Source organism: Dankookia rubra (genome assembly GCF_004355005.1).
Lineage (GTDB): Bacteria > Pseudomonadota > Alphaproteobacteria > Acetobacterales > Acetobacteraceae > Paracraurococcus > Paracraurococcus ruber_A.
In genome coordinates this window covers 21636-41297 of sequence record NZ_SMSJ01000036.1, presented here as the reverse complement: position 1 = coordinate 41297, position 19662 = coordinate 21636, and the positions used below count along the sequence as shown (strand labels likewise).

The window sequence follows — 19662 nt, the reverse complement described above, 5'->3', positions numbered from 1 at the left end:
GGGAGTGGGAGGGGCGATTGCAGCAGCCAGGCAGCATCGGGCAGGCATCCAGCCGGCCGGGACCGGAACCGCTGCGCGATCCCGCATCGCTGCGGCGGCTGCTGTCGCCGGGCAGCGTCGCCGTGATCGGCGTCTCGGCCGAGCCGACGCGATTCGGCGGCCGGACCGTGACGAACCTGGTGAACTTCACCGGTCAGGTCTGGGGCGTGAATCCGAAATATGCCGGGCAGCCGCTGCATGGCCGACCCTGCCTCGCCAGCCTGGACGAGATCCCTGAATCGCCGGACTGCGTGCTGATCGCCCTGCCGCGCGAGCAGATGATGCCGGCGGTCGAGGCCTGCATCGCGAAGAAGGTGGGCGGCATCATCGCCTTCGCCTCCGGCTATGGCGAGACCGGCCTGGCCGATCGCCTGGCGGAGGAAGCCCGCCTGCGCGACCGCTGCCGGGAAGCGGGGCTGCCGCTGGTCGGCGTCAACTGCCTCGGCATCGTCGACCACGTGCTGAAGGCCGGCGTGACCTTCATGCCGGAATATATCCGCATGACCGCGCCGGCGGGTGGCGTCGCCATCACCAGCCAGTCCGGCGCGCTGGGCTATGCGCTGATGCAGGCGGCCGAGCGCGGCTATTCGGTCTGCCACATGACCACGGCGGGGAATGCCACCGACCTCGATGTCTGCGACCTCGCGGCCTACCAGCTCTCGATGCCGGAATGCCGCGCGGTGGCGCTGGCGGTGGAGGGCCTGCGCGACGGCCGGCGGCTCCTGCTGCTGGGCGAGGCGGCGCGCCGCGCGGGCAAGCCGATCGTCGCGCTGAAGCTCGGCCGCGGCGATGCCGGGGCGGCGGCGGCGGCCTCCCACACCGGCTCGCTCGCCGGCTCGGCGCTCGCCTGGTCCGCCGCCTTCAAGCGCGCCGGGATGGTCGAGGTCGAGGATTTCGACGCGCTGCTGGAGACCGCGGCGCTCTTCGCCAAGGCGGGGAAGCCGAAGGCGCCGGGCGTCGCCATCGTCACCGCCTCGGGCGGGGCCGGCATCATGGCGGCCGACCATGCCGAGGCGCTGGGGCTCGACATGCCGCAGCCCTCGGCCGAGGCGCGCGCGGTGCTGGAGGCGGCGATCCCGGACTTCGGCGCGGCGCGCAATCCCTGCGACCTGACGGCGCAGGCGGCGGGCAACCCGGCGAGCTTCGGCAAATGCGTGCTGGCTATGATGGCGGACCCGCAATACGGGGTGATCGTCTACCCGCAGGTCTATTCGCACCAGCAGACGACGCCCGGGCGCATCCAGGAGATCGCCGAGCTCACCGAGCGGGGCGGCAAGCCGATCATCGTCGCCTGGATCCCGGAGCAGCTCGAGGCGCCGGGCACCATCGCCGCGGATGCCTCCCCCGTGGTGCCGCTGTTCCGCTCGATGCGGCGGCTGATGAACGCGATCCGGCTCTGGCATCAGTACCACGCCGGGCGCGACGATGACGCGGTGGCCAGGCCGGCCGGGCTGGACGCGGCGCTGGCGGCGCTGCCGCCCGGACCCTCCGTGCTGACCGAGGCCGAGGCCAAGACGCTCTTCGCCAAGGTGGGCGTGCCGGTGGTGGAGGAACGGCGGGCAGCGACGGCCGAGGCGGCGGCCGAGGCGGCGGCGGCGACCGGCTTCCCGGTGGTGCTGAAGCTCGACAGCCCGGATATCGCGCACAAGACCGAGGTCGGTGGGGTGAAGCTCAACCTGGGCGATGCCGGCGCGGTGCGCTCGGCCTTCGCCGAGATCACCGCCTCCGCCAAGTACCACGCACCGGCAGCGCGGATCGACGGCGTGCTGGTGCAGCGCATGTCGCAAAAGGGCGTCGAGCTGATCCTCGGCGGGCGGCAGGACGGGCAGTTCGGGCCGATGGTGCTGGTCGGCACCGGCGGCGTGCAGGCGGAGCTGTGGAAGGACGTGGTGCTGGACATCGCGCCGGTCAGTCCGGCGCGGGCCGAGGCGATGCTGCGCGGCCTGAAGGGCTTCCCACTGCTGGACGGCTTCCGCGGCGCAGCGAAGGCGGACCTGGCCGCGGTGGCTGCCGCCGTGTCGGCATTCTCGATGCTGCTCGCCGCCGCCGAAGGCCGCATCGACGAAGCCGAGGCCAACCCGCTGATCGCCGGCGAGTGGGGCTGCCTCGCCGTGGACGGCCTGGTGAAATGCGCGGGGTAGACGCAGCAACATGGAGGACGGTGCGGGAGAAGACCGCCTCCCGCTGCTTGCTTCCTTCCTGCGGAGGCCGGGCATGAAGATCTACGAGGGCGGCCGCGGGCTGGCCGGCGCGCAGGTCACGGTCGATGGCGAACCGCTCGACCCGCGCTTCGAGGTGCGGCGCTTCTCCCCGATGGGGTTCGAATGGACCTATGAGGGGGATGGGCCGCGGCAACTGGCGCTGGCCCTGCTCTGCGACCATCTCGGCGATCCGGCACGCGCCCTGGCGCTGACCGAGGCCTTCATGCGCGAGGTGGTGGCGGAGCTCGACAATGCCTGGATGCTGACGGGCGAGGAGATCGAGGCGGCGCTGGCGACGCTGCGCTGAAGGGACGAACGGGCCGCGTGGGCTGGCCGTACGGAAACGGTGTTCCGTCGGACGCCGCCCGCGCAGCCCGCCACCTACCCTCCCCAAACTCGGCATTTGCTGAGGCGCGTGATATATCTCGCGCCCGTTCAAAGTGTCCCATGGTCAGTGGTGTGTCAATCCGTAACGCGTGGCCACACCGAGTCCTTCCGCGGAAGCCGCATCATGCCTGATACCACCCCAGTTCGCCGCCGCCCGGTGCCGGAGGCCGACGGGACGCTGACCGAGCAAGCCTATCGCGCCATCGAGGAAGCGATCGTCACGCTGGATGTCGCGCCGGGCGAGGTGGTGAGCGAGGCGCAACTGGCGGCAAAGCTTGGCTTTGGCCGGACGCCGGTGCGCGAGGCGCTGCAGCGCTTGGCGCGGGAGCGGCTGGTGCGCATCCTGCCGCGACGCGGGATCGTCGTCGCGGCCGTGGACGTGGGCGAACAGCTGCGCCTGCTGGAGGTGCGCCGCGAGATCGAGCGGCTGGTCGCGCGCGCCGCGGCGCGCCGCGCCGATGCGGCGCAGCGGGCGCGGTTCCGCGAGATCGCCCTGGGGATGGAGGCGGCCGCGGCGGCAGAGGACGAGACCGGCTTCCTCCGCCTCGACCGCGCGCTGAACCTGCTGGTGCTGGAGGCCGCGCGCAACGAATTCGCCACCGCGGCCATGGCGCTGATGCATGGCCTGTCGCGGCGCTTCTGGTTCCTGCATTGGCGGCAGGCGACGGGGCTGGAAGCCTCCGCCGCCGTCCATGCGGCGCTGGCGCGGGCGATCGCGGCGGGCGATGCCGAGCAGGCCGCCGCCGCGTCGGACGCGCTGGTCGACTTCATCGAGGCCTTCACCCGGCGGACCCTGGCGCGCGGCGGCTAGCCTTCGCCTTGACCCTCGATCCGGGCGACTGATATATCAGCCTCGGCCTGCAGATGGCGGGAGGGCGTGGACGCCCGGACGCCTGGATCTGCCTCAGACGAATGGCCTGCCGCGGTGCCGCGTTCACCTGCGAACGCAAGCCGCCGCAGCCCGGGGAGACGCATCATGGATGGCACCGCGGCACAGGCGACGGCGGCGCTGAAGCGGGAGCGCCTTTCCCGCCGCCAGCAGGCCTTCCGGGCGGATTTCCGCGCGCGGATCGGCCGGCTCTATCACGGCTGGGCGCATGTCGCGCTGATCTACGCGATCGGCGGCGCCGCCATCTGGTACTGCGCGCGGCAGCTTGGCGCCCCCGCCTGGTACGAATGGCTGGTGGTGCCGGCGGCCTTCCTCGGCGCCAATGTCTTCGAGTGGTGGATCCACAAGTATGTCATGCACCGGCCGCTCAAGGGGCTGATGGGCATCTACAAGCGGCATACCCTGGCGCACCACCAGTTCTTCACGGAGAACGAGTACACCATCGACAATGCGCGGGACTTCCGCATCGTCTTCTTCCCGCCCTATGCCCTGGTCACCTTCCTGGCGATGTCGCTGGTGCCGGCCTTCCTGTTGCGGGCGGCCGGCTTCGCCGACGCCGGCTGGCTGCTGCTGATGACCAACACCGCGCTTTACCTGAACTACGAGTTCTTCCACTTCTGCTGCCACGTGAAGGACGACCGGCTGGTGCGGCACCTGCCCTTCATCAACACCATCCGCCGCCACCACGCCGCGCACCACAACACGGCGATCATGATGGAGCGGAATTTCAACCTGACCTACCCGATCGCCGACTGGTTCTTCGGCACCAGCGACCTGAAGCGCGGGCTGCTCGGCCACCTGCTGAACGGCTATGACGCGCGCTTCGTGCGCGGCGACCTCAAGCGCGTCCGCAACACGCTGGACGACCCGCGGGCCGGCATGCCGCATTCGCCGGCGGTGGCGGCGGAGTAGCCGCGATGGCCACGCTCACGCCGCTCGATGGCGGCGGCATCAAGACCTCCCGTGCCTCGCTGATCGGCGGCATTGCGGTGGCGGTCGGCGTCTTCGTGCTGTGGCAGGCGCTCGCACGCGATCTGGGTATGGGGGATTTCGCGCCACTGGCGAGTGGTGCCGCGGTTGGCAGCGTCACCGGCTTGTGGATATGGCGCGCTGATCTTTAATCGATGTGGAACGGGCCGCCATCACGGGATTGCAACCCCCGTATCCCAGTTCCGTTCCCTAAAGCACTGGGGTTGGGAAACGGGGAGCCCAGGGTGAACGAAGGAACGGGACTGCACCCCGCAGGGGCCTGGCCGACCCCGGCGGCGGAGGATGCCGCATCCGGACTGCTGGGCGCGCTGCCCGAAGGCTGGGCCATGCTCGGCCGCTGCCGCACCGGCACCGCGGGACCGGTGGGATATCCGACCGGCTGCTGGGCGCTGGCGCATCCGACCACCGGCGTCGCGCTGGTGGATGTCGCGCCGGACGCGACGCCGAATGCCGAGGCGCGGCTGCGCCGGGCGCTGGGGGCGGCGAATTTCTGGCCGGCCTTCCCGGGTTACCTGCCGGTCTGGCACGGCCGGATCGAACTCGCCGCCTGGCGGTCGCTGCCCGGCATCATGGCCGAGGGCTTCGCCGAACTGCCGCCGCTGACCGTGCCGGGGAAGGGCGCCTGGATCGCCGCCGCCCGGGCCGCGCTGGGGGAGGACGATGCCTGGGACGTGCCCGGCGCCCCGGCGCGGGGCCCACGCGCGATGCCCGCTGCGGCGCTGATCGACGACGAGGACGAGGATGCACCGGTGCCGGCGCGGCGGCCCTGGGGCGGCCGCATGGCACTGATATTGGGCTTTGCCGCGACCTTTGTGGTCGGGCTGGCCAGCGGCGTGGTGCTGCTGTCGGATGCGCCGCCGGCGACCCCTGCCGCCCCGCCCCCGATCAACCTGACCGCGCTGCCCATCCCGCCGGCCGCGCCGCCGCGCGAGGTGCTGGCCGCGCCCCCGCGCGAGGTATTGGCCGCGCCTCCGCGCGAGGTATTGGCCGCGCCTCCGCGCGAGGTATTGGCCGCGCCTCCGCGCGAGGTGGCGGTCCAGCCCGTCGCATCGTCCGCAACCCTGCCGGAGGCGGCGCCGGCCGCGGCCGCGCCGCCCGCGGTGGCGCAACCCTTGGCCGCACCCCAGGCCGAGCGGATGGCCGAGATGCCCATCGCGCCGAGCTTCGGCGGGTCCGATACCGGGGAGCCGCTCGAGGCCGCCTCGGCCAGCCTGCCGCTGCCGCCGACCGCGCCGAAGGCCCCGCCGAAGGTCGCGGCCCGGGCGCCGGACCGGATCGACCGCGCCTGCACCCAGGCGGTGTTCCGCTTCCAGCAGGGGCTGCCGCTCTCGGCGGCCGAGCAGGCGCATGTGCGCAACGGCTGCGCCACGCGGCGATAAGCCGATGCTGTCCTGACCGTGCCGGGACGGCATCGGTCGGGACTTTGTTGAGCCAGCGGGTCACGTCCTGCGGGTTTCCACTCAGGACGGCCGCGGATGAAGGGAAGGCGCCGCCTTCCCCCCAGGGTCAGCGCAGCGCGGCGTTGACCTTGTCGAGCGCGGCGGAGCCCGGCACCAGCGCCGCATCGTCCAGCCGGTTCAGCGGCATGGCGACGGTGTCGAGGTGGTGGTGCAGGTCCTCGGGCTCCGGGTCGATGTAGAGCAGGCCGGTGACGATCTCGCCCGCCGCCTTCCGTTCGTGCAGGTGGTGCATGGCGGCCACGCGGTCGGTCGGGTCGTAGTCCTCGTGCAGCTTGCGCAGGCGGAGGACAGAGCCGTCGTGCTGCGTCACCTCCCGCACCTCGCCCGGGGCGTATTCGGCGCTGATCGGATCACGGCCGAGGATAACGTCGAGCTGGTTCATCGCCTCGTTGTGCTCGCGGACGAAGTCGTAGCTTTTTGTCGAGCCTTCGTGGTTGTTGAAGGCGACGCAGGGGCTGATGCAGTCGATGAAGGCCGGGCCCGGATGCCGCAGCGCCGCCTTGATGAGGGGGACGAGCTGCGTCTTGTCGCCGGAGAAGCTGCGGGCGACGAAGGTGGCGCCGAGCTGCAGCGCGATGCCGACCAGGTCGATCGGCTCGTCGTTGTTGATGGCGCCCTTCTTGGCCTTCGAGCCCTTGTCCGAGGTCGCGGAGAACTGGCCCTTGGTCAGGCCGTAGACCCCGTTGTTCTCGACGATGTAGGTCATGTTCACGGCGCGGCGGATGCTGTGCGCGAACTGGCCGAAGCCGATCGAGGCGCTGTCGCCGTCGCCCGAGACGCCGAGATAGGTGAGGTCCCGGTTCGCCAGGTTGGCGCCGGTCAGCACCGACGGCATGCGGCCATGCACCGAGTTGAAGCCGTGCGACGCCCCGAGGAAGTAGTCCGGCGTCTTGGACGAACAGCCGATGCCCGACATCTTGGCAACGCGGTGCGGCTCGATGTCGAGCTCGAAGCAGGCCTGGATGATGGCGGCCGAGATGCTGTCATGGCCGCAGCCCGCGCAGAGCGTGCTGATCGCGCCCTCGTAGTCGCGGCGGGTGAAGCCGAGGGCGTTCACCGGCAGCTTCGGGTGGTGCAGCTTGGGCTTGGGGAGGAAGCTCATTCCGCGGCGGCTCCGGCAAAGGGCACGACCTTCAGCGCCGAGGCGCGGTCGGCGACGGCCGCGCGGATGAAGCGCGCGGTGATCGGCGTGCCGTCGTAGTGGAGGATGGGGATCAGGCGGGAGGCATCGACATTGCCCTCCGTCATGATCAGCGTGCGCAGCTGGGCGTCGCGGTTCTGCTCCACGATGAAGACCCGGTCGTGCCGGGCGATGAAGTCCAGCACGTCGTCATGGAAGGGAAAGGCGCGGATGCGCATGGCGTCGAGGTGGATGCCGTCGGCCTCGAGCTGCCCCAGCGCCTCCTTCATCGCGGCCGAGGAGCTGCCGTAGTAGATCACGCCGGTGCGGGTCGGCTGGGCGGCCGGGCGCTCGACCGGGTGCGGGACGATCTGCTTCGCCGTGTCGAATTTCCGCAGCAGCCTTTCCATGTTGTCGGCATAGGCGCTGCCGACCTCGGTGTACTTGGCGAAGCGGTCGCGCGAGGTGCCGCGGGTGAAGAAGGCGCCCTTCTGCGGATGCGTGCCGGGATAGGTGCGGAAGGGGATGCCGTCGCCATCGGCGTCGAGGTAGCGGCCGAAGGTCCGGCCGGCCTCGAGCTCCTCGGCGGTCATCACCTTGCCGCGGTCGAGCTGCCGGCTGTCGTCCCATGCGAAGGGCTCGCAGAGCCAGTCGTTCATGCCGATGTCGAGGTCGAGCAGCACGAAGACCGGGGTCTGCAGCCGGTCCGCCAGGTCGAAGGCGCTGGCACCGAAGTCGAAGCACTCGCGCGGGTCTTCCGGCAGCAGCACCACCTGCTTGGTGTCGCCATGGCTGGCATAGGCGGCGGAGAGCACGTCGGATTGCTGGGTGCGGGTCGGCATGCCGGTGCTGGGGCCGGCGCGCTGGACGTCGAAGATGACGGCCGGGATCTCGGCGAAATAGGCGAGGCCGACGAATTCCTGCATCAGCGAGATCCCCGGGCCGGAGGTCGCGGTGAAGGCCCGGGCGCCGTTCCAGGCGGCGCCGATGACGATGCCGATCGAGGCCAGCTCGTCCTCCGCCTGGACGATGGCGTAGCGCTTCCTGCCCGTCTCGGCCTCGGTCCGGAAGCGCTTGCAGTGGCGCTCGAAGGCCTCCGCGAGCGAGGTGGAGGGGGTGATCGGATACCAGGCGCAGACCGTGGCGCCGCCATAGACCGCGCCGAGCGCCGCGGCGGCATTGCCCTCCACGTAGATGCGGTCGCCGACCGCGTCCGAGCGTTCGAGCGTCAGGCCGAGCGGGCAGTCGAGGTTCTTCAGCGCCCAGTCGCGGCCCATGTGGAAGGCGTCGCGGTTCGGCTTGGCGAGCTTTTCCTTGCCCTTGTACTGCTCGGCGAGAAGCTGCTCGACCACCGGCGGCTCGATGTTCAGCAGGGCGGACAGCGCCCCGACATACATGATGTTCTTCAGCAGCTGACGCTGCCGCGCATCGGTGTAGTTGGCGTTGCAGATCTGCGTCAGCGGCACGCCGATGACGTTGATGTCGCTGCGGAAACGGGAGGCCGGCATGGGACGCGTGCTGTCGTATAGCAGGTAGCCGCCGGGATCGATCTCGGCGATGTCGCGGTCCCAGGTCTGCGGGTTCATCGCGACCATGAGGTCGACGCCGCCGCGCCGGCCGAGATGCCCCTCGCCGCTGACCCGCACCTCGAACCAGGTCGGCAGGCCCTGGATGTTGGAGGGAAAGATGTTGCGGGACGCGATGGGGATGCCCATGCGCAGGATCGACTTGGCGAAGAGCTGGTTGGCGCTGGCCGAGCCCGAGCCGTTGACGTTGGCGAATTTGACGACGAAGTCGTTCGTCGCCGTCACTCCGCTGCGCATGCGTGCACCCCCTTCACGGCCTTGGCGGCTTCCAGCAGGAATTTCTGCATGTCCCAGGCCCCGGTCGGGCAGCGCTCGGCGCACATGCCGCAATGCAGGCAGACATCCTCGTCCTTGACCATCACGCGGCCGGTCTTCAGCCCGTCCTGGATATAGAGATCCTGGGTCAGGTTCAGCGCCGGCGCCTTCAGCCGGGTACGAAGGTCGCTTTCCTCCCCATCCGGGGTGAAGGTGATGCAGTCGACCGGGCAGATGTCGACGCAGGCGTCGCATTCGATGCAGAGGCTGGCGCTGAACACCGTCTGCACGTCGCAGTTCAGGCAGCGCTCGGCCTCCTTGAAGGCCATCTCGCGGTCGTAGCCGAGCTCGACCTCGAGCGTGATGTCGCGCAGCGCCCGCTCGTCCTCGGCATGCGGCACCTTGAACCGCAGGTCGAGCGAGACGTCGTTGTCATAGCTCCATTCGTGGATGCCCATCTTCTGGCTGACCAGCGCGGTGTCGGGCGGCGGGCGGTTCCGCACGTCCTCCCCGCGGCAGAAGAGGTCGATGGAGATCGCCGCGGCATGGCCATGCGCCACGGCCCAGATGATGTTCTTCGGCCCGAAGGCGGCGTCGCCGCCGAAGAAGACATTGGGGATGGTGGACTGGTGGGTTTCCGCGTCGAGCTGCGGCAGGCCCCACTTGTCGAACTCCAGGCCGATGTCGCGCTCGATCCAGGGGAAGGAATTCTCCTGGCCGATCGCCACCAGCACGTCGTCGGCCTCGATCACCTCGTCCGGCTCGCCCGAGGGCACCAGCTGGCGGCGGCCCTTCGCGTCGTACTCGGCGCGCACCTTCTCGAAGACCATGCCGGTGAGCCGGCCGTCCGCGTGCAGCACCTGCTTCGGCACCAGGAAATTGCGGATCGGGATGCCCTCGCGCAGCGCATCCTCCTTCTCCCACGGCGAGGCCTTCATCTCCTCGAAGCCGGACCGCACCACGACCGAGACCTGCTCGCCGCCGAGGCGGCGGGCGGAGCGGCAGCAATCCATCGCGGTATTGCCGCCGCCGAGCACGATGACCCGCTTCCCCACCTCCTTGATGTGGCCGAAGGAGACGGAGGAGAGCCAGTCGATGCCGATATGGATGTTCGCCGCCGCCTCGGCCCGGCCGGGGACGTCCAGCTCCCGCCCGCGCGGGGCGCCGGAGCCGACGAAGACCGCGTCGTAGCCCTCGGCCAGCAGCGCCTTCAGGCTCTCGATCCGCTGGCCGTAATGCGTCACCACGCCGCCGCGGTCGGTGATGTAGCCGACCTCCTCGTCGATCACCTCGGCGGGCAGGCGGAAGCGCGGGATCTGGCTGCGGATGAAGCCGCCGCCCTGCTTCTCCCCGTCATAGACATGCACCTCGTATCCCAGCGGGGCGAGGTCGCGGGCGACGGTCAGGCTGGACGGGCCGGCGCCGATGCAGGCGATGCGGCGGCCGTTGCCGACGGCCGGGATCGGGGTCAGCCGCGCCCGGATGTCCGACTTGTTGTCGGCCGCCACGCGCTTGAGGCGGCAGATGGCGACGGGCTCGTCCTCCACCCGGCCGCGGCGGCAGGCCGGCTCACACGGACGGTCGCAGGTGCGGCCGAGGATGCCGGGGAAGACGTTGGAGTGCCAGTTGACCATGTAGGCGTCGCTGTACCGGCCCGCGGCGATCATCCGAATGTATTCGGGGACCGGGGTATGGGCGGGGCAGGCCCACTGGCAGTCGACGACCTTGTGGAAGTAGTCCGGGTTACGGATATCAGTCGGCTTCAAGCGGACGGTTCCCTCATTACGGGGATCATTGGCAACATGGACGTAGGCCGGGCCCGGGATACCTGACCCGGGGCGGGTCGGGCGGCCGCGTATGCCGTTACGTTCCTCCCACGCCCTCCCGGGCGGCCGAAGTCTGCCCCACAACCGAAAATCCCGCAACGACCCGTCCGGATCCCTGGATGATGAGCGGCCGCAAGGTCGCGGATGATGGGCTGCCGGGCGGGGAGAAGGCGAGGCGCCCGCCTTACACGTCAGCGTGCGGCATCGGTCCGGCAGCGTCGGCGCGCGCTCCGGCCGACCGGCACCCCGCCCGGCCGGGCCGGGATCAGCGGGCCGCCGGCATGGCGCCGAGGCCGGCGAGCGCCTCCTCCACCGGCAGCACATCCGCATACTTGACCGCCATGTCGTAGAGGCTGGCGAAATGCGGGCCCTCGTGCCGGTCCGCGACGCATTCCACCGGCACGACGACGCGGAAGCCGCAGGACAGGCCCTCCACCGCCGTCGCGCGCACGCAGCCGGAGGTGGAGCCGCCGGTGACCACCACCGTATCCACGCCGCGGAAGGTCAGCAGCGACCGCAGGCTGGTCTCGAAGAAGGCGGAGGCCATGCGCTTGCGGAGGATGACGTCGGCGGGACGGACATCCAGCCGCGGGTCGAGCGCGGCGCGCGGCGAGCCCTCCCCGATGTTCTGCAGGCTGTCCGGCGTGTCGCTGCGGGTGCCCCAGACGCCGCAATCGGCGCCGCCGGCATCATAGGCGACATAGGTCCAGACGACGGGGAAGCCGCGCCCGCGGCACAGCGCGGCGAGGCGGTTCACGTGCTCCGCCTGGCGCGGATCGCACTCATAGGCCGTGGCGGGAAAGGCGGCCGTGTCGGTATAGGCGCGCTGCAGGTCGACATTGACCAGTGCCGCGCGCCGGCCGAAGCCGAAGCGCCGCCGCGCCGGCGCAGCCAGCAGCGCGGCCCAGAGCTGCCGTGCGGTCAGCGGGCTTTCCTGCATGCGGCCCTCCCCGGCTCAGGCCGCGACGGAAAGGTTGGCCCGGCTCCTCATCAGCGGCTGGATGCGGGTGCCGAAATTCTCGACCCCCTCGACGAACTCGTCGAAGGTCAACATGACGCCCTGCAGGCCGGGGATCTCCGCGCATTCGTCGAGCAGGCGCGCCACCGTCTCGTAGGATCCGATCAGGCGCAGCATGTTGGTCGGCACGCGGTCGGACCGCACCATGCGGCCGACGGTCGAATGCGCCTCCGCCTTCACGTCCTGCCCGGCCTGGCCGTCGCGCCAGGTGAGCGCCTCGAGGTCGGTGCCGGCGACGTAGTGCTCCCACTTCTTCATGGCCAGCTCGTCGGTCTCGTCGGCGATGATCATGGTCAGCGCCAGCGCGCCGCAGGCGCGGCCCGACAGGGCGGTGGCGGCGCGCAGCCGCTCGACATGCGGGGCGAGGGATTGCGGGGTGTTGATGCCGCCGCCCGAGAGGAAATTGTAGTCGGCGTGTTCGGCGGCGAAGCGCATGCCGCGGTTGGACTGGCCGGCGGCGATGATCTCGACCGGGGCCGTCGGCTGCGGGTCCAGCCGGCAGTCCTCCATCTGGAAGTAGGGGCCCTTGTGGTTCGACACGCCGGTCGTCCAGAGGTCGCGCAGGACGGTGACGTATTCCTCGCAGAACTCGTAGCGCCGCGCGAAATGCTCGTCCCCGGGCCAGATGCCCATCTGAGTGTATTCGGCCTTCTGCCAGCCGGAGACGATGTTCACCCCGAAGCGGCCATGGCTGATGCTGTCGCAGGTCACCGCCATGCGGGCGATCAGCGCCGGCGGGATCGACAGCACGGCGACCGAGGCGAAAAGCTTGATGCGGCTGGTGACGGCGGCGAGCCCGGCCATCAGCGTGAAGCTCTCTAGGTTGAAGTCCCAGTAGCGGCTGGGCCCGCCGAAGCCGCGCAGCTTGATCATCGACAGCGCGAAGTCGAAGCCATGGCGCTCGGCCCGCTGAGTCACCTCGCGGTTCAGGTCGAAGCTCGGCTTGTATTGCGGCGAGGTGGAGGAGATCAGCCAGCCATTGTTGCCGATGGGGATGAAGACGCCGATCTGCATGGGGGCTGCTGCTCCATCAGGCGACGCGGCACGAGGCCGCGTTCCGCAATGGCGCAATTGAACACCACAGGGGCAGTTGGCCGGCAAGATATTTGTTGTGCCGCGCGAATGGGCGGTGCGCCCGCAAATGCCGCATTGATGGGCGGCGGCGCGCCGCGTCAGCCCTGCGCCGCCTCCGCCAGGGCGTGCAGCCGCAACGCGCTGGCCAGCGGCTGCGCCGCGTCCCCGCGGGTAGTGTCGATCCGCGTCACCAGCGCCGCCAGGCTCAGCCCGCGCCGCCGCGCCGCCGCCTCCAGCACCGCCCAGAATTCCGGCTCCAGCGCGACCGAGGTACGGTGGCCCGCCAGCTGGAAGCTGCGCTTCCGCAGATGGCGGGCCGCCGCCATCTCAGTCGCCGAGCGAGGCGCCGGGCGCCACCATCTGCTCCGGCCGCACCCAGCGGTCGAAATCCTCCGGGCTGACGAAGCCGAGCTGCTGCGCCGCGTCGCGCAGCGTCAGGTTCTCCGCCAGCGCCTTCTTGCCGATCCGCACCGCCTTGTCGTAGCCGATATGCGGGTTGAGCGCGGTCACCAGCATCAGCGACTTGGCCATGTTCTCCGCCAGCCGCTCGTGGTTGGGCTCCAGCTTCGCCACCATGTTCTCGGCGAAGCTTCCGGCGGCGTCGGCCAGCAGCGTCGCCGATTGCAGCACCGCCTGGATGATCACCGGCTTGAAGACGTTGAGCTCGAGGAAGCTCTGCGCGCCGCCTATGGTGACGGTGGTGGTGTTGCCCATCACCTGGGCGCAGACCATGGTCAGCGCCTCCGCCTGCGTCGGGTTGGTCTTGCCCGGCATGATGCTGCTCGACAGCCCGTCCGCCGGCACGATCAGCTCGGCGAGGCCCGAGCGCGGCCCACTGCCGAGCAGGCGGATGTCGTTGCCGAGCTTGTTGAGCGAGACGGCGACGACGTTCATCACCCCCTGCAGCTCGACCAGGGCGTCATGCGCGCCCATGCCCTCGAACTTGTTCGGGTTCGGCGTGAAGGCGAGGCCGCTGCGCCCGGCGACGATCTCGCAGAAAGCAGTGTCGAAATCCGGGTGCCGGTTCAGCCCGGTGCCGACCGCGGTGCCGCCCTGCGGCAGCGACAGCAGCCGCGGCATGACGCCGCGCAGCCGCTCCTGCCCCAGCTCCACCTGCCGCGCCCAGGCGGCGAATTCCTGGCCGAGCGTGACCGGCACCGCATCCATCATGTGGGTGCGGCCGATCTTGACGATGCCGGCCCATTCCTCCGAGCGCTGCCAGAGCGCGGCATGCAGCCGCCCCAGCGCCGGCAGCAGCCGGCCCTCCACCGCCTCGGCCGCGGCGATGTGCATCATGGTCGGGAAATTGTCGTTCGAGCTCTGGCCCCGGTTGACGTGGTCGTTCGGATGCACCGGCTTCCGTGACCCCAGCGGCTGGCCGAGGATCTCGTTGGCGCGGTTCGAGATCACCTCGTTGGCGTTCATGTTGGTCTGGGTGCCGCTGCCGGTCTGCCAGACGGGCAGGGGGAACTCGGCGTCGCGCGCGCCGTCCGCAATCTCCTGCGCCGCCTGCTTGATGGGATCCACCAGCTCGGCCGGCAGCTCGCCGAGGCGCCCATTGGCCTCGGCGCAGGCCCATTTGTGCAGGCCGACGGCGCGGATCAGCCCGGGCGGGAAGCGTTCCGTCCCTATCCTGAACAGCCGCCGCGCACGCTCGGTCTGCGGCCCCCAGTAGCGGTCGGCCGGGATGTCGATGGTGCCGAGGCTGTCGGTTTCCGAACGGGTTCCGCTGGCGGAACCCCGGGCGGTCTCGGTGCGGGTCTCTTCGGCCATGGCGCCCTCCTGCAGCGTGGTCCCGGGAAGAACGCCGAAGCGGCGGGAAGATGCGCCTGCCGTCAAGCGGCCCCGATCACGGCGAGTAGGAGGAGACCTCGATCAGGTTGCCCTCGGGGTCGCGGCAATAGACCGAGCCCATCGCGCCGAGCGCGCCCTGCCGGGTCACCGGGCCGAGCTCGATCATCACGCCGCAGCTGTGGAACTGGCCGATGATGTCGTCGACGGCGACGGCGACGATGAAGCAGAGGTCCTGGGTGCCCGGCAGGCAGGTCCTGGCCGCGATCCAGTCGGCCTGGCTGGCATCCTGTGGCCGCAGGTTGATCTTCTGCCCGCCGAATTTCAGCGCGACGCGGGAGGGGCTGCCGAAATCCTCCCGCTCCATGCCGAGCACGCGCTGGTACCAGCTCGCCATCTTCTCGATGTCGGTGCAGTTGATGACCAGGTGGTCGAGGCGGTCGACGGCGAAGCGCATGGTTATGGCTGTCCCTTCGGCAGGCGTGCCGTGACTTCGATCTCGATGCGCATGGCATCGGTCTGCAGACCGGCATGGATGAGGGTGGAGGCGGGCTTCGCCTTGCCCAGGTGGCGCTTCACCACGGGCCAGCAGGGCTCCCAATCCTCCCGCCGCGGCACGATGAAGAGCACGCGGACGACGTCGTCGAGGCTGGCGCCGGCCTCGGCCAGGGCCTGCGCGATGTTGCGGAAGGCCTGGTCGGCCTGCGCCACCACGTCCTCGGCGATGGTCATCGCCGCATAGTCGTAGCCGGTGGTGCCGGAGACCCAGACATGGTCGCCGTCCACCACCGCCCGGCTATAGCCGATCTCCTCCTCGAAGCGGGAGCCGGAGGAGATGAGGCGGCGCATGGCAGCTACTCCAGCCCCTCGTAGAAGTCGTTCCCCTTGTCGTCCATGACGATGAAGGCGGGGAAATCCTCGACCTCGATCCGCCAGACCGCCTCCATGCCGAGCTCCGGGTATTCCAGCACCTCGACCTTCCTGATGCAGTCCTGCGCCAGCCGGGCGGCCGGGCCGCCGATGCTGCCGAGGTAGAAGCCGCCATGCGCCTTGCAGGCGTTCAGCACCGCCTTGCTGCGGTTGCCCTTGGCCAGCATCACCAGGCTGCCGCCGGCCGCCTGGAAGGCCTGGACGTAGCTGTCCATCCGCCCCGCGGTGGTCGGGCCGAAGCTGCCGGTCGGCATGCCCTCCGGCGTCTTGGCCGGGCCGGCATAATAGACCGGGTGATCCTTGATGTAGCCGGGCAGGCCCTGCCCGGCCTCGATCCGTTCCTGCAGCTTGGCATGGGCGATGTCGCGCGCCACGACCATGGTGCCGGTCAGCGACACCCGGGTCTTCACCGGGTGCCTCGACAGCTCGGCGCGGATTTCCGCCATCGGGCGGTTGAGGTCGATCTTCACCACCTCACCGCCGAGGATGTCGGCCGTCGTCTCCGGGAGGAAGCGGGCGGGATCGTGCTCCAGCTCCTCGAGGAAGACGCCCTCCGGGGTGATCTTCGCCTTGATCTGCCGGTCGGCGGAGCAGGAGACGCCGATGGCGATGGGCAGCGAGGCGCCGTGCCGCGGCAGCCGCACGATCCGCACGTCGTGGCAGAAATACTTGCCGCCGAACTGCGCGCCGATGCCGAGGTTCTGCGTCAGCTTGTGGACCTCGGCCTCGAGCGCGGTGTCGCGGATGGCGTGGCCGGAGCGGTCGCCCTCGGTCGGCAGGCCATCCAGGTAGCGCGTGCTGGCCAGCTTCACCGCCTTCAGCGCCGTCTCGGCGGTGGTGCCGCCGATGACGACGGCGAGGTGGTAGGGCGGGCAGGCGCTGGTGCCGAGGGTCTTCACCTTCTCCTCGATGAAGGCCAGCAGCTTCGGCTTGTTCAGCACCGCGCGGGTCTGCTGGTAGAGAAAGGTCTTGTTCGCGCTGCCGCCGCCCTTGAGCACGAACATCAGGTGCAGCTCGTCGGCATGGTGCTCGCCGGGCGCCGCCATGATGGAGAAGTCGACGGGGAGGTTGTTGCCGGTATTGACCTCCTCGAACATGCTCAGGGGGGCCATCTGCGAGTAGCGCAGGTTGGTCTCGGTATAGGTGCGGGCGACGCCGTAGCTGATCGCCTCCTCCTCGTCGCCCTCGATCCAGACCCGCTGGCCCTTCTTGCCGAAGACGATGGCGGTGCCGGTATCCTGGCACATCGGCAGCTTGCCGCCGGCGGCGATGGAGGCGTTCTTCAGCAGGTCGAGCGCGACGAAGCGGTCGTTCGCGCTTGCCTCCGGATCCTTCAGGATATTGGCCAGCTGCTGCAGGTGGCCGGGGCGCAGCAGGTGGGAGACATCGCGGCAGGCCTGGAAGGCGAGCTGCTCCAGCGCCTCGGGCGAGACCTTCAGCACGGTCCTGCCCTCGACCTCGATGGTCGAGACGCCCCCGATGGGCAGGCGGCGATAGGGGGTGGTGTCCTCGGCCAGCGGGAACATCGGGCTGTAGAGGAAGCCGGAGGGGCGGCTGGGCTGGCTCACCGGGCCGGCATCGACATCCTGCGCGGGCCCGCGCAGGTCGTCCTTCGACAGCGCGGCGGCGGCATCCTGGGGAGGGGTCACGGGCGATCTCCGCACGGGGGGCGCCGCGGGGTCCCTGCCGGGTGCAGGGGCGGCCGGGCGGCGCCGTCAATCCTCGGCGGGATTACTCCAGCGCGGGCGCGAAGCCAACCGGCCCGCGGCAGACCGATCCGGGCCTTCGCCCGTCGATGAGGCGGCCGGCGCGTGAGCAGGGCGGCACGATCCAGACCTTCGCGCCCGACGGCGCGGCGGCCATCGGGGCCGCGTCAGTCCCGCTTGCGGCGGAAGGCGTCGAGGCTGACCACCTGCGGCTTGGCATCGGGGGCGGCTGCCGCCGGCTCCGCGACCGGCGGGGCGGCGGCCACGGCCGGCTCCGGCGCCGGGAAGCGCAGGCCGAAGCGCGCCTGCGGGTCGGCGAAGGCGGTCAGCGCCTTGAAGGGCACCACCAGCGTCGCGGGCACGCCGCCGAAGGACAGCCCGACCGAGAAGCTGCCGGCCCCGCGATCCACCTTCAGGTCCCAGAATTTGTGCTGCAGGACGATGGTCATCTCCTGCGGGTAGCGCGCCTTCAAGTGGCCCGGGATGGCCACGCCGGGGGCTTCCGTGCGGAAGGTGACGTAGAAGTGGTGCTCGCCCGGCAGGCCGCGGCGGCCGGCATGGTCCAGCGCCTCGACCGCGACGGCACGCAGCGCTTCCTCGGCCCATTCGGCATAGGGCAACAGACTGTCAACGGGCGCAGTGGTCTCGTTCATCATCCAACCCTTCCCCCTATAAATAGGCGAGGACATCAACTCACGGAAGTGGGAGGATTCATTAACCGCGGGGTGATTTCGTGAAGTGGGGGGCTTCTGTTGCCCGGTGCCCCCCGAACCGCGCTTGTTTACTGCTTACGCAGCAACAGCGAGTGCGTCGTTATCGTTCGCACTTATCAATGGCCCGATGACGGCGGAACCATGCCGGGCAAAGACGACCCCATTACCACGCGCGTCGAGCCTGTTTCGCCCCCGAAGCCCCCGCATATGGGGGAATGGTGGAGGCGCCGGGCACTGCCCCCGGGTCCGCAACGCTTATCCCGAGCCGTGTTTATCACCATAGTCGGTCGGGATCGCTCCCGGACGACGCGCTTGATATAGGACAGCGCGGCCGCGGTTGCCAGGGGTGCATCCTGCCGCGGGCGCGACAGGCGCCGGGCACGCGCGCCGGGGAGTTCACCGATGACCGAAGGGACCGCCGCCGCGCCATGACGCGCCGTGACGTGCTGCTGCTCGGCGCCACCGCGACGGCGGCGGGCGTGGCGGGCTACCTGCTCGGCCACACCGCCGCGCCGGTGCCGCCCGCGCCGGCCACCGCGGCGGAGGAGGCTGCCCTGCCGCAGGAGGTGACGCTCTCGGCCGAGGCGGCCGCCAATTTCGGCCTGCGCACCGCGGCGGCGGAGCGCCGGCCGCTGGTGCGGACCATCCGCGTCACCGGCAGCGTCGGCTTCAACGAGCTGCGCCTGGCGCATATTCAGCCGCTCGCCCGCGGCCGGGTGCAGGCGATCGAGGTGGCGATCGGCGACCGGGTCCGGACCGGCCAGCGGCTGGCCATCCTCGACGCGCTCGACCTCGCCGAGGCGCGGCACCAGCTGGCCGGCGCCGAGGCGGCGCTGCGCCAGGCCCAGGCGGAGACCCAGACCGCCCGCGCCGCGCTGAACCGGGCGGCCGAGCTGGTCCGCGCCGGCTCCGTCGCGCAGAGCGAGCTGGAACGGCGCCGCGCCGACCTGGCCCGGGCCGATGCCGCGGTGCAGACGAAGGCAACCGAGGTGGAGCACTGGCGGGAGATGCTGACCCGCTACAGCCCGGCCGGGCCGATGGCGCAGGACCCGGCCGATGCCGTGCGCCTCTCGGCGCCGACCCCGACCGATGCCCGCGGCGGCATCCTCGCGCCCTTCGACGGCGCGGTGCTGGCGATCGGCGCGACGCCGGGCGAGCTGGTCGACACCAACCGCGAGATCTTCACGCTGGCCGACCTTTCCGTGGTCTGGGTCATGGCGGATGTGCCGGAGCGCGACCTGGCCGCGGTCAGGCCGGGGGCCACGGTCGCCATCGCGGTCGAGGCCTGGCCGGGGCGCCGCTTCCCCGGCCGGGTCGCCTATGTCGCCGACCAGCTGGACGCCCGCACCGGCACCGCCAGGGTGCGCTGCGAGATCCCCAATCCCGAGGGCGCGCTGAAGGTGAACATGTTCGCCATCGTCGAGATCGCCGCGCCGCTCGGCCGCGACGGGCTGCTGGTGCCGGATGCGGCGCTGCAATCGGTGGACGACCAGCCCGTGGTCTTCCTCGCGCTGGCGCCGACCCGCTTCGCCCCCCGCCCGGTGCGGCCCGGCCTGCGGCAGGATGGCATGACGGAGATCGCCGAGGGGCTGGCGGCCGGCGACCTCGTCGCCGCCGAGGGCAGCTTCCGCCTCAAGGCCCTGCTGCTGCAGAGCCGGGTCGACGCGCATGACTGAC

18 protein-coding genes and 1 other RNA gene are annotated in these 19662 nt (G+C 70.6%); 7 read left to right on the top strand and 12 right to left on the bottom strand.

Annotated features, from left to right (window positions below; genetic code table 11):
• Positions 1 to 17: 17 nt before the first annotated feature.
• The 6 genes from E2C06_RS21560 (at position 18) to E2C06_RS21535 (ending at position 5885) form a co-directional block, all read left to right on the top strand.
• The gene (locus E2C06_RS21560; RefSeq protein WP_133290681.1) at positions 18 to 2180 is read left to right on the top strand and encodes an acetate--CoA ligase family protein; all 2163 of its coding nucleotides are present in this window, start codon (positions 18 to 20) and stop codon (positions 2178 to 2180) included.
• Between the two features lie 73 nt (positions 2181 to 2253).
• Positions 2254 to 2547 carry a DUF6166 domain-containing protein gene (locus E2C06_RS21555; protein WP_133290680.1) on the top strand — a complete coding sequence of 98 codons (294 nt, stop codon included), beginning with the start codon at positions 2254 to 2256 and terminating at the stop codon, positions 2545 to 2547.
• A gap of 204 nt (positions 2548 to 2751) precedes the next feature.
• Positions 2752 to 3438 carry a GntR family transcriptional regulator gene (locus E2C06_RS21550; RefSeq protein WP_133290679.1) on the top strand — a complete coding sequence of 229 codons (687 nt, stop codon included), beginning with the start codon at positions 2752 to 2754 and terminating at the stop codon, positions 3436 to 3438.
• Between the two features lie 165 nt (positions 3439 to 3603).
• A complete protein-coding gene (locus E2C06_RS21545) occupies positions 3604 to 4428 on the top strand; it encodes a sterol desaturase family protein (RefSeq protein WP_133290678.1) in 825 nt (274 codons plus the stop codon).
• 5 nt (positions 4429 to 4433) lie between these two features.
• Complete coding sequence (locus E2C06_RS21540) at positions 4434 to 4637, top strand: hypothetical protein (protein WP_133290677.1); 204 nt, start codon at positions 4434 to 4436, stop codon at positions 4635 to 4637.
• 93 nt (positions 4638 to 4730) lie between these two features.
• Positions 4731 to 5885 carry a hypothetical protein gene (locus tag E2C06_RS21535; RefSeq protein ID WP_133290676.1) on the top strand — a complete coding sequence of 385 codons (1155 nt, stop codon included), beginning with the start codon at positions 4731 to 4733 and terminating at the stop codon, positions 5883 to 5885.
• 127 nt (positions 5886 to 6012) lie between these two features.
• On the opposite strand, the gene E2C06_RS21530 is transcribed toward E2C06_RS21535, so the two are convergent.
• The 12 genes from E2C06_RS21530 to ssrA all read right to left on the bottom strand — a co-directional run bounded on the left by E2C06_RS21530 (position 6013) and on the right by ssrA (position 18332).
• A complete protein-coding gene (locus E2C06_RS21530) occupies positions 6013 to 7068 on the bottom strand; it encodes a 2-oxoacid:ferredoxin oxidoreductase subunit beta (protein WP_133290675.1) in 1056 nt (351 codons plus the stop codon).
• Positions 7065 to 8909: a 2-oxoacid:acceptor oxidoreductase subunit alpha gene (locus tag E2C06_RS21525; RefSeq protein WP_133290674.1), complete on the bottom strand. Its 1845-nt coding sequence runs from the start codon at positions 8907 to 8909 to the stop codon at positions 7065 to 7067. The genes E2C06_RS21530 and E2C06_RS21525 overlap by 4 nt, the downstream gene beginning before the upstream one ends.
• Positions 8894 to 10693 (bottom strand): FAD-dependent oxidoreductase, encoded by a 1800-nt coding sequence (locus E2C06_RS21520; protein ID WP_133290673.1) that lies wholly within the window; start codon positions 10691 to 10693, stop codon positions 8894 to 8896. The genes E2C06_RS21525 and E2C06_RS21520 overlap by 16 nt, the downstream gene beginning before the upstream one ends.
• Before the next feature lie 325 nt (positions 10694 to 11018).
• Positions 11019 to 11693 (bottom strand): isochorismatase family protein, encoded by a 675-nt coding sequence (locus tag E2C06_RS21515; RefSeq protein ID WP_133290672.1) that lies wholly within the window; start codon positions 11691 to 11693, stop codon positions 11019 to 11021.
• Between the two features lie 15 nt (positions 11694 to 11708).
• Positions 11709 to 12785 (bottom strand): pyrimidine utilization protein A, encoded by a 1077-nt coding sequence (gene rutA / locus E2C06_RS21510; protein ID WP_133290671.1) that lies wholly within the window; start codon positions 12783 to 12785, stop codon positions 11709 to 11711.
• Positions 12786 to 12943: 158 nt separating this feature from the next.
• Positions 12944 to 13171, bottom strand: coding sequence for a ribbon-helix-helix domain-containing protein (locus tag E2C06_RS21505; protein WP_133290670.1), 228 nt, complete (start codon positions 13169 to 13171; stop codon positions 12944 to 12946).
• 1 nt (position 13172) lies between these two features.
• Positions 13173 to 14618, bottom strand: a complete 1446-nt coding sequence (locus E2C06_RS21500) for a class II fumarate hydratase (protein WP_133290669.1) — start codon at positions 14616 to 14618, stop codon at positions 13173 to 13175.
• A 76-nt stretch (positions 14619 to 14694) separates the two neighbouring features.
• Positions 14695 to 15093, bottom strand: coding sequence for a VOC family protein (locus E2C06_RS21495; RefSeq protein ID WP_133290668.1), 399 nt, complete (start codon positions 15091 to 15093; stop codon positions 14695 to 14697).
• Between the two features lie 2 nt (positions 15094 to 15095).
• The gene (locus tag E2C06_RS21490; protein ID WP_133290667.1) at positions 15096 to 15485 is read right to left on the bottom strand and encodes a RidA family protein; all 390 of its coding nucleotides are present in this window, start codon (positions 15483 to 15485) and stop codon (positions 15096 to 15098) included.
• Between the two features lie 5 nt (positions 15486 to 15490).
• Positions 15491 to 17092 carry a fumarate hydratase gene (locus E2C06_RS21485; protein ID WP_133290697.1) on the bottom strand — a complete coding sequence of 534 codons (1602 nt, stop codon included), beginning with the start codon at positions 17090 to 17092 and terminating at the stop codon, positions 15491 to 15493.
• Between the two features lie 347 nt (positions 17093 to 17439).
• The gene (locus E2C06_RS21480) at positions 17440 to 17925 is read right to left on the bottom strand and encodes an SspB family protein (RefSeq protein ID WP_370451468.1); all 486 of its coding nucleotides are present in this window, start codon (positions 17923 to 17925) and stop codon (positions 17440 to 17442) included.
• A gap of 84 nt (positions 17926 to 18009) precedes the next feature.
• Positions 18010 to 18332: a transfer-messenger RNA gene (gene ssrA, locus E2C06_RS21475) on the bottom strand.
• Between the two features lie 81 nt (positions 18333 to 18413).
• Between ssrA and E2C06_RS21470 the strand changes: the two genes are divergently transcribed.
• Positions 18414 to 19661, top strand: a complete 1248-nt coding sequence (locus E2C06_RS21470; RefSeq protein WP_133290665.1) for an efflux RND transporter periplasmic adaptor subunit — start codon at positions 18414 to 18416, stop codon at positions 19659 to 19661.
• Position 19662: the final 1 nt, after the last annotated feature.

Excerpts from the sequence above, each read along its gene's own strand:
- E2C06_RS21490 (WP_133290667.1), bottom strand. The coding sequence starts at position 15,485 with ATGCGCCGCCTCATCTCCTCCGGCTCCCGCTTCGAGGAGGAGATCGGC.
- E2C06_RS21480 (WP_370451468.1), bottom strand. The coding sequence starts at position 17,925 with ATGAACGAGACCACTGCGCCCGTTGACAGTCTGTTGCCCTATGCCGAA.
- E2C06_RS21525 (WP_133290674.1), bottom strand. The coding sequence starts at position 8,909 with ATGCGCAGCGGAGTGACGGCGACGAACGACTTCGTCGTCAAATTCGCC.
- E2C06_RS21530 (WP_133290675.1), bottom strand. The coding sequence starts at position 7,068 with ATGAGCTTCCTCCCCAAGCCCAAGCTGCACCACCCGAAGCTGCCGGTG.
- E2C06_RS21505 (WP_133290670.1), bottom strand. The coding sequence starts at position 13,171 with ATGGCGGCGGCCCGCCATCTGCGGAAGCGCAGCTTCCAGCTGGCGGGC.
- E2C06_RS21550 (WP_133290679.1), top strand. The coding sequence starts at position 2,752 with ATGCCTGATACCACCCCAGTTCGCCGCCGCCCGGTGCCGGAGGCCGAC.
- E2C06_RS21540 (WP_133290677.1), top strand. The coding sequence starts at position 4,434 with ATGGCCACGCTCACGCCGCTCGATGGCGGCGGCATCAAGACCTCCCGT.
- E2C06_RS21500 (WP_133290669.1), bottom strand. The coding sequence starts at position 14,618 with ATGGCCGAAGAGACCCGCACCGAGACCGCCCGGGGTTCCGCCAGCGGA.
- E2C06_RS21545 (WP_133290678.1), top strand. The coding sequence starts at position 3,604 with ATGGATGGCACCGCGGCACAGGCGACGGCGGCGCTGAAGCGGGAGCGC.
- rutA (WP_133290671.1), bottom strand. The coding sequence starts at position 12,785 with ATGCAGATCGGCGTCTTCATCCCCATCGGCAACAATGGCTGGCTGATC.
- E2C06_RS21495 (WP_133290668.1), bottom strand. The coding sequence starts at position 15,093 with ATGCGCTTCGCCGTCGACCGCCTCGACCACCTGGTCATCAACTGCACC.
- E2C06_RS21470 (WP_133290665.1), top strand. The coding sequence starts at position 18,414 with ATGACGCGCCGTGACGTGCTGCTGCTCGGCGCCACCGCGACGGCGGCG.
- E2C06_RS21515 (WP_133290672.1), bottom strand. The coding sequence starts at position 11,693 with ATGCAGGAAAGCCCGCTGACCGCACGGCAGCTCTGGGCCGCGCTGCTG.
- E2C06_RS21485 (WP_133290697.1), bottom strand. The coding sequence starts at position 17,092 with ATGTTCCCGCTGGCCGAGGACACCACCCCCTATCGCCGCCTGCCCATC.
- E2C06_RS21555 (WP_133290680.1), top strand. The coding sequence starts at position 2,254 with ATGAAGATCTACGAGGGCGGCCGCGGGCTGGCCGGCGCGCAGGTCACG.